Below are 9,534 nucleotides of genomic sequence, written 5' to 3'. Positions count from 1 at the left end.
GCATCGCGGGGTCGAGGCTCCAGCCCCTCTCCAGCGCGCGGCACACCAGATCCTCCTCGTCCGAGGGCGTGAGCGGCGAGTCGTCCCGCGCGACGGGAGCCGTTTCAGCGCCGAGCCACCGTTCGGCCTCGAGCCTGGTCGGCCCCGGCGAATCGTCCGGTTTCGGTTTCGTGTCTTCTCCGGGGTTCGCCCCGCTTGCGGGGAGATGCCCCGTAGGGGCAGAGGGGTTTATATGTATCTCCTGTATATTGGGTGACATTTTTGCGGGATTACGTGCAGAAATGTCACCCCGTTCGTTTCCGGGAGCCTCGTCACGGGGTGACATTTCCGTTCCGCACGGGGTGACATTTTCGCAAACCGGCTCCGCTTTCCCGGATCGTTCGCTCCCCGGCCCCTTGGTCGACGCACGCCTGGCGTACCTGACGCAGGCGGCCATGCCGTCGCCGTTCGGCTCCTCCACCGTCTCCGCCTCCAGCTCGAGCCGGGGCGTCTTGCAGATCACGTTCCATACGGTCGTCCTGCGGTCGTTGCGCACCTGGCGGCCGGTCCTCGGATCGACGCGGCTGAAGTCCTGCTGGCCGAGTTCCAGGTAGCCCATGTCCACCAGCTGCATGATGGCGCGCTGAACGGTTCGCACGCTCAGCCCGCATTCCACCGCTATCGTGTCCATAGCGGGCCAGGCCGCCGTGCCGTCATCGAAATGGGCCTTCATGGCCATGAAGGCGAGCACCGTCTTCGGGGCCTTGAACACGTCCAACGCGTTCTGCTGCACCCATCTCATCGTCACGAACGTCATCTCCCGCCTCCATGCCATACGAGGTCGAGGATCGAGACGCACACGCGGAGCGTGAGCGAGACCATGAGCCTTATGGCGCCGAACGCGGCCCACACGAACGGGGCGAGCAGGCCGATGCAGGAAAGCCCCAGGACGAGGAACAGCATGACGATCGCCTCCATGACATCACCTCGCTTCCCGCCCGAGGGCCGCCTGCGCCTCCAAAGCGTCCACGCGACGGCGCAGGTCGGCGATCATGGCCAGCTGGCGATCCGTCCGCCTCGACGCATGCCTCGGCGAGACGGACGGATCGGCATGCGCCGGGTTCCACCTGGCCCAGCAGCGTTCGATCCGCTTGTAGCCGATAAGCTCCGGACCCAATCCCTGGGAACGGAATATCGATACAAGGCCCTCCCCGGCCATGCGCCGGCGGATCACCTCGCTGCGGAACCAGGAGGCGTAGTGGATGCGCCCGTTGCGCACGTCCAGCACCGCGCAGTTCGACAGCAGGAGGTCCACCGTCCTCTCGTCCAGCTCGCCGCCCATCACGCCACCAGCCTTCATGGGAGGGATGCAGCATCATGGCGCGAAGCCGGGCACCGCATGCGGATCCGGCCAGCAGGCCATCCAGCCGGGCCGCGTCGTGCAGCACCATGCCCGCCCCCGCGGAGAAACCCGCGTTGAACGGGCTGTCCGAATCCTCGAGGATCCTCTCGTTCACGGCGAGCACGCCCTGCACGTCGCGGCCCAAACGGCCGAGCGACGCGTGGCAGCCGGCCATGAACGCGGCCGCGACGATCTCGTTGACCGTCATCGACGCGTCAACCAACGCGCCAGCCGCCTCAATCTCGTGCAGCAGCCAATCCAATTCCACGCCGTCATCGGCGGCGCATCGCTTCCTGTCCATCACTCACTCCTCTCCCGCACCGGCGACGGTCGGCATCGACCAGTCGCGGAACGTCAACGCCGCGTCCTCCTCCACGGAGGCGCGGAAACAACCGAACGCGCAAACGGCGGAGACAGCGATCAGCAGCACCGCCACGGGAAACACGGACAGACACAACGAGGCCAGGGAACCCGACGCGCACACGGCCGCGGACCATTCCAGGCCCACGCCCACACGCCGGTAGCGGGCGGCCTCTCCCGCCCAGTACCCCACCTCCGACCAGGCCGCCGCATCCGCGACACGCCCGGACGGGCTCGGAGAATTTTCAAACAATTTTGCCGGAATGCCCTGCGTATCCTTAGCGCAAAGGACATGGACCGTACGGAAGGGCTTGATAGAGTCGGACATGTGCGGTAACTCCTTACCTATATTCACGAGGCTTGGAACGCGAAGTTTGGCGACTAGGACGCTCCAGGGCTCAACTGGTTATTTGCACACCGGCCGGTTTCCAGCTCCAACTGGAAGCCGGCCATTCTTTTAGAGAGAAGTACAGAGAATAAGGAAAGCCAATAAAATCAGACCATCGCACCACCCCCACCAGCCGGAATCTTCTCGTAAAGAGGTACAGAAATGCCAATGACAAAATCCGAAGACAATCCGTAGCGATCATGAAGGAACAACAAATCCTTCTGTTGCCAAGCAACATCCCCATTTACTTTCATCGCAATGGATGCATGGGACTGCCCCATCTCGGCGGCGAGCTTCCTATAGCTAATACCGTGATCAGAAAGCCATTCTTTCATCGGACTGTTCATCATTTAATCCTTTTGTTCAGGTTTGCTGAACATTACATTAATGGTTAATTTGCCTGAACGCAAATCAGGTGTTTATAATTTAGTTCAGCAATACTGAATTCTGCTTTTTACAAGGAGACACGCCGATGACCGCGACACTAATCCAACCATTGACCAGAGCATCCGAAGAGCACTTATCAGAGACAATCGCTTTCAATATCCGCGTAATGCTTGCCGCCCGAGGAGAGAACCAGACCAGCTTGGCCGAGGCGCTGGGAATAAAAAGAGCCGCTATGTCAATGAAAATGTCAGGGAAAATTGGTTGGTCCGTCGTTGATTTGGTAAACGCATCGAGATTTCTGGATCTATCCGTTGACGCTCTAATCGATGACAGTTACATGAGGCAAATGCAAACAGCGAAAAACAGAAAAGCCACCGGCAACACGCCGATGGCTTCTGGAGAGCTCCTGCGGCTGGGCTTGAACCAGCGACCGTCCGATTAACAGTCGGATGCTCTGCCAACTGAGCTACGCAGGAATGGCTTTCGTGCTTGAGATTTCTCTCGCGCACAAGTCACATATCTTACATGCCTCAAAGGAAAAAGCAAATCGAATCCACATGGGCATGTCGCGCGGAATTTCAAGCTTTCTCACCAACCGCTGAAATCAAGCTCGCAAAAAACTACATGGAAACTTGAGTCAGCGGCATTGCGGAATTGATTGGGAAATCAGGAGCACTGGGAGCGACTCCGGCTTCAACCAGATTCACGCCGAGCATGGCCACCATAGCACCGTTATCGGTGCACAGCTTAAGCTGTGGAATACGAACTTCTACGCCGCACTGTTCGCCATATTCAAGCAGCTTGGCCCTAAGCTGCGAATTGGCGGAGAATCCACCACCCACAATCAAAGTTTCGGAACCATACTGTTCACAACCGCGCATGGCCTTGCGAGCCAATACGGTAGCCACGGAATCTGCCAATGAAGCGCACACATCGTCCACAGGGATCTCATGCCCCGCGGCTTGTTCGCCTTCCACCCAACGTGCCACAGCGGTTTTCACTCCGGAGAAGCTGAAATCATACGGATGAGCGGCACCGGCTTTGCCCTGAGTCAGACCCATCGGCACTTTAATGGCATGTGGATCGCCGTTTTGCGCATGGCGGTCAATATGAGGTCCACCCGGGTAGGGGAAGCCCAGCAGACGGGCAACCTTGTCGAAGCACTCCCCCGCAGCATCATCCAACGTAGTGCCCACTACGTCGATCTTGCGCGGCATATCTTCCACATGCAGCAACGACGTATGGCCACCGGAGACGATCAGAGCCAACGTATCCGGTGGAAAAGCCCCAAACTGCAACTGAGTTACCGCAATATGCCCAATCACATGATTGATGCCGTAAATCGGCTTATTTGCCGCCCATGCCAGCGCTTTGGCTCCGGAAACACCCACGGCAAGACATCCAGCAAGACCAGGGCCTGCAGACACGGCAATAGCATCGACGTCAGCCAGCGTCATATTCGCATCCGCCAGTGCTTTGGACACGCACGGCACAAAGGCTTCAGCGTGCGCTCGGGATGCAATTTCCGGAATCACACCGCCATATCGCGCATGCTCCTCCATTGAGGAGGCAACAACATTGGAGAGTAGTTCACGACCGCGTACAATGGCCGCCGCGGTTTCATCACAGGTGGATTCGATACCCAGCACGATTGGTTCGCTCATGATTGCCTCTCCTGTTCCTTGCCCTGTTCATCATTGATGTTCTGTCTGTCAGCAAAATTGCTGCTCTGCTTGCTTTGAAAACCCACAATTCTCGGTTTTAAATCCAAAGACATGACGTAAGCGTCAATGCCTTCCGGCTGATAGTACCGTTTGCGCAAACCGATTCGTTCGAATCCAAGACTGCGGTAGAGCTCGATGGCAGGCGTATTGACAACGCTGACTTCAAGCAGCATACGCTGCGCGCCTTGTCTGTTCGCACGTTCAATAAGATCGGTCATGAGACTGCGAGCTATGCCTTGGCGTTGATGCGCTTTGCCAACACCCACGTCCATGATTTCTGCATCTTCGCCGTCATACCAGTAGCCGGCGAATCCTCGAATCGTATGAGTATCGTCATCCATGTCGAAGACGTATGTGCGCCCTGTACCTTCTATTTCCTGACGAACGGAAGCTTCGCTCCACGCATGGTTGCCGAACAGTTCGACTTCCAACGCACGCATAGCGGCAATGGCCGTCTCCGCGCCCAGTTTATTCGCGTCAATCAGCATCAGTTGGTACGCTCCGCGCCTTCATGACCGAGTACATGTTTGAGCGGAGCTGGAATCTCGGCATCCGGGCGACGCAAATACAACGGCTCGACTGGAGCACCGTCGTTATGTTCGGCGTTCAGCAGGGCTTCGCTCGCAAAAATGGACAATCCTTGTTCGCCTTGATCAAGTACTGAGGATTCCTCGATATCGCCTAGGTGCTCGATATGCTCGAGAACGGAGGCATACTTGTGCGCACCGTGGCCAATCACATCGACTATGACCTGTCCACCAATGGTCTGCTGAAATTCCTGAACGGCTTGGTTGACCCTGTTCACTATGGATTCGGGATAATCGATATCCATTGCGATAAGCGGTTTAGCGAGCGCCGGCACATCAGGCTCACTGCCAGCTAGAGGCGTGTCGCATAGTTCAAAATACAGCTGTTTGCGGCGCGCATCATTCACCGCCAGCGTCAGTACATGGAATTCATGCTGATTGCCGAGCGTACCGGCTTTGCTGCGGCGAATAAGATTCCACTGCGCTTGAGGTTCCAGCACATTCTGCCCGAGCAATGTGGCGCCGGTCGCGAAGGCGAGCGCTTTGGCTGCCACAATGCCTGCGCGCAAGCCGGTGAAGGGCGCGGGACCCACTCCTGCCACTATGGCGCTGATATCTGAAGGCTGATAGCCGGCTTCTTCGACTGCTTGCGCAATGTTGACTTGGAGTTTTTCCACATGGGTGCGCGAGTCTGTCTCAACAATGGGCTTATGCCCCACAACACCTACCGTTGAGCCGAATGACGTATCAATCACCAGCGTGCAACCCATGTATGCTCCTCGTCAAATCTGAACTTCTTTAAGTGGAAACCTTTAGAGAGTGTACATCGAGGAGTCTATGGGCGCAGAAGACATGTATGCATACGCATGCAATCTGTTTTCCGGAATTACAGATTGAAGTCTTCCCAGCGTGCGCCGACTGGCACGAAGGCGACGGTTCGGATACCGTTGCTGGTGAGTTCCGTTGTGGGAGCATCGTTCTGCGTATGTTCCAATGGTCGGTCGATGTGGATTTCGAGGCGTTCGCTGGCTAATGCGCTGGCCATTTGTTCGCCCCATTCCATGAGAATCACTGTGTTTTCGCTAGGGTCTTCGAGTTCTTCGTCCAATCCTAGGGATTCCAGTTCATCCAGAAGTCGGCCGATGGTGTCTTGTCCTGGCGCATATGAGGAACCGCCTAGGCGGTAGGCGTCAACGTGGATGAGATGCGCCGGTTTCCCGTTGGTGAATTGTCCGTTCAGTTCGCGGGCAATGGTGAATGTGGGCGATACGATGGGTTCGGTGATGCCCAAGCCTGAGCCGAATCCTTGGGCAAAGGTGGTTTTGCCGGCACCCAGTGGTCCGGACAGGAGCAGTACGTCGCCACCTCGCACCTGTGAGGCGACTTGTTTGCCGAGCTCCTGCATGGCTTCGCCTGTGGCAACTTCGATGATGCGTGTGTTCATGTGTAATGGTCCTATCGTCCTTTATGACTGATGTCTTCAATGCAACGTTCGAGCGCGTACAGCGGATCGCCGCCATTGGTTTTGCTTTGCTCATCCGCCCAGGCCAGCATGCGGATGCAGTGCGACATGCCTGCTGAAGTCCAGCCGCCCAACTGTCGTGTGGCGTTGCGTAATACCCACGGATTGGTTTTGGCTTCGGCTTGCGAAATTGTACCGGATTTTACCGCTGCGGCTTTGGCCAGGGTGCGCAGTTTCATGGCCAAGGCACCAATCAGCGCGATTGGATCGGTACCTTGCTCCACTGCGGCTCGCATCATGACGATGGCTTGTGCCGTATGCCCTTCAATGGCCTTATCGGCAACGGCGAAACCAGTGACCTGTGGGTTGGCGGTCAAATACTGGCTGACGCGTTCCAAGCCAATAGGATTGTCGTCGAAGTCAAAGCAGAGTTGTTCGCACATGGCGGCAAGTTCGCCGGTCTTGCCGCCGAGCACGGCGATCAATTGTTGGGCTGCTGCAGGTTCAACTCTTCGCTTGCGTTTCTCGAATTCCTTATACACGAAATTCAACTGCGCATCGGGCTTTTTAAGGTCCGGCACTTCTTCTTTGCCGGCACCGGCTTTGATTATCTGGTCAAGGATGCGTTTCCCTTTAGCTCCACCCTCATGCTGGCAGATGACAATGCTTGAACCGGCAGGGTCTTTAACGGCCTGTTTGGTATAGGAGATGATGGCTTCAGCGAGTTTTTCGTCAGCATTCTGCAGGTTATCGATGCGAACTACGGCAACATCGGAGAGCAGCGAGGGACTAACAGCCTCATCGAAGGCATATTGGTCGGCGCTGGTTGCATCCAGCTCGATGAGTTCCGCGTCAGGGCGCGCTTTCAATGCTTGCGCGCATAGTTCCTTAACGCATGAAGCATTCAGATATGAGTCTCCTCCGGGAACCACTTTTACCGGAGTATTCACTGTTCTGGCCATAGGCTCCATCTCCCCACACCCATTGGACAATCTTCAAGTGCCATAAACCACCTAACCGTGTAGCAGCAGGTGAAGCGTCTCATGCCACCATACTGTGAGGCGAACGCGTTGAGCGGGCAATCTGCCAAATCGTTCACCAGGCAGTCCTGATTCGATGCGCCTGCGCCGCAACCAATGCGATGCGTATTGCATTATCAAGAACACGGCGAATTCTAGTGTAAGAGTCAGTAAAACGCCCTTGGCATTCCCAGGCCAAGCCATAGCCGCCCAATCACTGCCGCCCAGCCAAGTGGCAATACGTTCCATAATCAGCGTGCACCATGAAGCTATTCGCACCAATACCAGTGCGAGCCACGGCACGCACCATGCGCAGCATAATCCCATAAGACCGGCCATAGTGGCCAACGATACCAAAGGGGAAACCAGCAGATTAGCGAGCACAGACAGCAGCGGCAGTTCCGGCTCCATCAGCACCTGAATAGGCACAGTAAACATTTGCGCTGCAATGGTCATGGCCGCGGCTTGAGCAATCGGCTGGGGCATCACATGGCTCAACACGCGTTCAATCCGATTGGCGTACAGTACGATCCCCAATACAGCGGCGCAAGACAACGCGAACCCATAGCTACGTGACATATCGGGCTTGAGTATCACAGTGCCGATAACCGTCCAACATAAAGCGCTTAACGCCTGCGCTCTACGCCCACACGCATAGGCAACCGCTCCCATCAGGCCCATGATGAGCGCACGCGTAACCGAATCTCCCGGAAACACCACTGCAGCCAATGCCACATACGCGAGCGCCATCAGCACAGCGATAATTCGTCTATCAGCCAGCAGCCACATGCCGATACGCCGTATCAATGATGCGAGTAGTACAAAATGCCCTCCGGAGACCGCCATCAAATGCATGATGCCGGCTTTGCGGAAGTATTCCTCAACAGCATTCGCATACGTGTCATTGACGGGTTCGGATGGTGTTTCGGCGTCAAAATAATCCTGTCCGAGCACGCCCATAGTCATTCCCGGAACGAGTATGCGCCCCTGCTCATCCAATGTTTCCGTAATACGAAAGAATGCGTGCTGCATTCGTGTCACCACGCGGCGATACCAAGGTGGCGCTCGCGATTGGGTGACGGTATCGTTCCGGGAGTCGGATGCCGTATCAACGAGCATCCATAAGGGCATGCGGCCATATTCGGCGTTGCGTACGATGCCGGTAAACCGGTATTGTGCTGCTCGTTGCAATACAGTGCATTCACCGTATTGAGCGTAAAGTCTGGCTGAAGCGAAGGAACGCCGTTCGACGCCGTTCACGGTGATGGCATCGAACCGTACATCCGCTTGGCAAGCGTAGCCGCGCTGGTCCGATACGAGTATCGGGGTCATTATGGTGGCTTGCGCGATGATGGTTTCCTTGTCGGCGTTCTTTGCATGCTGTGCATGCTGTGTGGCGGGATCGAGCCATGTGCGCGTATCTGATGCTATCGCGGTCATTGTTGCGATGATTGCCGCAGCGAGGCACACGCATAGCATTCCTGCTCGGCGTGCTCTTGGCTGTAAGGCGATAGCGAACACTATAAGCAGTGTTGCAGCTCCTGTTATGACTGCGACTACCATCATTGTGCTTGGCGGTGAAATCACCCATTGTGCTATGGCATTCGTGAAGTTCCGCGTCTGTTCACCGTTCGATTGGGACTGCTGTAACGACGCATAATAGGCAAACATTTGATGCGTGAACAGGCTTGATGCCCATATGGTAATGGCAGCGGGCAGAAGACGACGGTCTCTGCTTCCCTGTTCTCTGAGCATATGATCGGCATTCATTCGACTTTCACCTGCTCTCGCATCTTTTCCAATGTTTTTGAGCCGATACCGGTAACGTCCATCAGCTGATCGACCGATGAGTAGCGTCCTATGGCTTTGCGATGGTCGATGATGCGTTGTGCTGTGACTGGTCCGACTCCGGTAATGGATTGCAATTCCTCGAATGATGCGGTGTTGATGTTGATTCGTGTGTCTGTGCTGGCAGATGGATTGTTCGCGGATGGATTGTTCGCGGATGGATTGTCTGTGGAGTGTTCACCGTTCGGCGTTTCCTCATTGGTTTGCGTTGTGTTATCCGCATTTGCTGAATTGTCGGTTTCTTTGCCGCTCACTGTTGCGGATGAACCGCTGGTGCCGGCATTGGCGATGGCCGTCAAGTTCATGGACTGTTGCATAATCAGTGCCAGACTGAGCCCCAATATGGCCATGAGGAGCACGATGACTACCAGTGCATGCCCTGGAGTCAGCAGGGTTCTCGGCTTGTCTCGCATCAGCATGGGGCGATTCATATCCGTA

General features: G+C 56.2%; 12 protein-coding genes and 1 tRNA gene. All 13 read right to left on the bottom strand.

Features of this window, described 5'->3' with window-relative positions; translation table 11 throughout:
• On the bottom strand, positions 1-796 hold a 796-nt coding region (locus tag BISA_RS03205), incomplete at its 3' end, for a helix-turn-helix domain-containing protein (RefSeq protein WP_033890152.1).
• Positions 793-957, bottom strand: coding sequence for a hypothetical protein (locus BISA_RS12785; protein WP_156099586.1), 165 nt, complete (start codon positions 955-957; stop codon positions 793-795). The genes BISA_RS03205 and BISA_RS12785, both read right to left, overlap by 4 nt.
• A 4-nt stretch (positions 958-961) precedes the next feature.
• Positions 962-1,339 (bottom strand): hypothetical protein, encoded by a 378-nt coding sequence (locus BISA_RS12200; RefSeq protein ID WP_156099585.1) that lies wholly within the window; start codon positions 1,337-1,339, stop codon positions 962-964.
• A gap of 346 nt (positions 1,340-1,685) precedes the next feature.
• Positions 1,686-2,069 carry a hypothetical protein gene (locus BISA_RS03195; protein ID WP_033890151.1) on the bottom strand — a complete coding sequence of 128 codons (384 nt, stop codon included), beginning with the start codon at positions 2,067-2,069 and terminating at the stop codon, positions 1,686-1,688.
• 167 nt (positions 2,070-2,236) lie between these two features.
• Positions 2,237-2,479 carry a helix-turn-helix domain-containing protein gene (locus BISA_RS03190; protein ID WP_237746079.1) on the bottom strand — a complete coding sequence of 81 codons (243 nt, stop codon included), beginning with the start codon at positions 2,477-2,479 and terminating at the stop codon, positions 2,237-2,239.
• 440 nt (positions 2,480-2,919) lie between these two features.
• A tRNA-Asn gene (locus BISA_RS03185) sits at positions 2,920-2,992 on the bottom strand.
• A gap of 144 nt (positions 2,993-3,136) precedes the next feature.
• Positions 3,137-4,180 carry a tRNA (adenosine(37)-N6)-threonylcarbamoyltransferase complex transferase subunit TsaD gene (gene tsaD, locus BISA_RS03180; protein ID WP_033890149.1) on the bottom strand — a complete coding sequence of 348 codons (1,044 nt, stop codon included), beginning with the start codon at positions 4,178-4,180 and terminating at the stop codon, positions 3,137-3,139.
• Entirely contained in the window at positions 4,177-4,728 is a 552-nt protein-coding gene (gene rimI, locus BISA_RS03175) for a ribosomal protein S18-alanine N-acetyltransferase (RefSeq protein ID WP_033890148.1), read from the bottom strand. Before rimI ends, tsaD begins: the two co-directional genes overlap by 4 nt.
• A complete protein-coding gene (gene tsaB, locus BISA_RS03170) occupies positions 4,728-5,537 on the bottom strand; it encodes a tRNA (adenosine(37)-N6)-threonylcarbamoyltransferase complex dimerization subunit type 1 TsaB (RefSeq protein WP_033890147.1) in 810 nt (269 codons plus the stop codon). The genes rimI and tsaB overlap by 1 nt, the downstream gene beginning before the upstream one ends.
• 116 nt (positions 5,538-5,653) lie before the next feature.
• The gene (gene tsaE / locus BISA_RS03165) at positions 5,654-6,211 is read right to left on the bottom strand and encodes a tRNA (adenosine(37)-N6)-threonylcarbamoyltransferase complex ATPase subunit type 1 TsaE (RefSeq protein WP_033890146.1); all 558 of its coding nucleotides are present in this window, start codon (positions 6,209-6,211) and stop codon (positions 5,654-5,656) included.
• A gap of 11 nt (positions 6,212-6,222) precedes the next feature.
• A complete protein-coding gene (gene holA, locus BISA_RS03160; RefSeq protein ID WP_033890145.1) occupies positions 6,223-7,191 on the bottom strand; it encodes a DNA polymerase III subunit delta in 969 nt (322 codons plus the stop codon).
• A gap of 51 nt (positions 7,192-7,242) precedes the next feature.
• Complete coding sequence (locus BISA_RS03155) at positions 7,243-8,688, bottom strand: ComEC/Rec2 family competence protein (protein ID WP_237746078.1); 1,446 nt, start codon at positions 8,686-8,688, stop codon at positions 7,243-7,245.
• A gap of 326 nt (positions 8,689-9,014) precedes the next feature.
• On the bottom strand, positions 9,015-9,509 hold the full coding sequence (locus BISA_RS13575) for a ComEA family DNA-binding protein (protein ID WP_033890197.1): 495 nt from the start codon (positions 9,507-9,509) through the stop codon (positions 9,015-9,017).
• Between the last annotated feature and the right edge of the window lie 25 nt (positions 9,510-9,534).

The sequence above is a fragment of the Bifidobacterium saguini DSM 23967 genome, from assembly GCF_000741715.1.
GTDB lineage: Bacteria > Actinomycetota > Actinomycetes > Actinomycetales > Bifidobacteriaceae > Bifidobacterium > Bifidobacterium saguini.
Note: the sequence above shows the minus strand (reverse complement) of the source record. Positions and strands in the feature narration are given on the sequence as shown.

Coding starts and splice junctions, on each gene's coding strand:
- tsaB (WP_033890147.1), bottom strand. CDS start 5,537: ATGGGTTGCACGCTGGTGATTGATACGTCATTCGGCTCAACGGTAGGT.
- BISA_RS03190 (WP_237746079.1), bottom strand. CDS start 2,479: ATGATGAACAGTCCGATGAAAGAATGGCTTTCTGATCACGGTATTAGC.
- rimI (WP_033890148.1), bottom strand. CDS start 4,728: ATGCTGATTGACGCGAATAAACTGGGCGCGGAGACGGCCATTGCCGCT.
- tsaE (WP_033890146.1), bottom strand. CDS start 6,211: ATGAACACACGCATCATCGAAGTTGCCACAGGCGAAGCCATGCAGGAG.
- holA (WP_033890145.1), bottom strand. CDS start 7,191: ATGGCCAGAACAGTGAATACTCCGGTAAAAGTGGTTCCCGGAGGAGAC.
- BISA_RS13575 (WP_033890197.1), bottom strand. CDS start 9,509: ATGCGAGACAAGCCGAGAACCCTGCTGACTCCAGGGCATGCACTGGTA.
- BISA_RS03195 (WP_033890151.1), bottom strand. CDS start 2,069: ATGTCCGACTCTATCAAGCCCTTCCGTACGGTCCATGTCCTTTGCGCT.
- BISA_RS12785 (WP_156099586.1), bottom strand. CDS start 957: ATGGAGGCGATCGTCATGCTGTTCCTCGTCCTGGGGCTTTCCTGCATC.
- BISA_RS03155 (WP_237746078.1), bottom strand. CDS start 8,688: ATGACCGCGATAGCATCAGATACGCGCACATGGCTCGATCCCGCCACA.
- BISA_RS12200 (WP_156099585.1), bottom strand. CDS start 1,339: ATGAAGGCTGGTGGCGTGATGGGCGGCGAGCTGGACGAGAGGACGGTG.
- tsaD (WP_033890149.1), bottom strand. CDS start 4,180: ATGAGCGAACCAATCGTGCTGGGTATCGAATCCACCTGTGATGAAACC.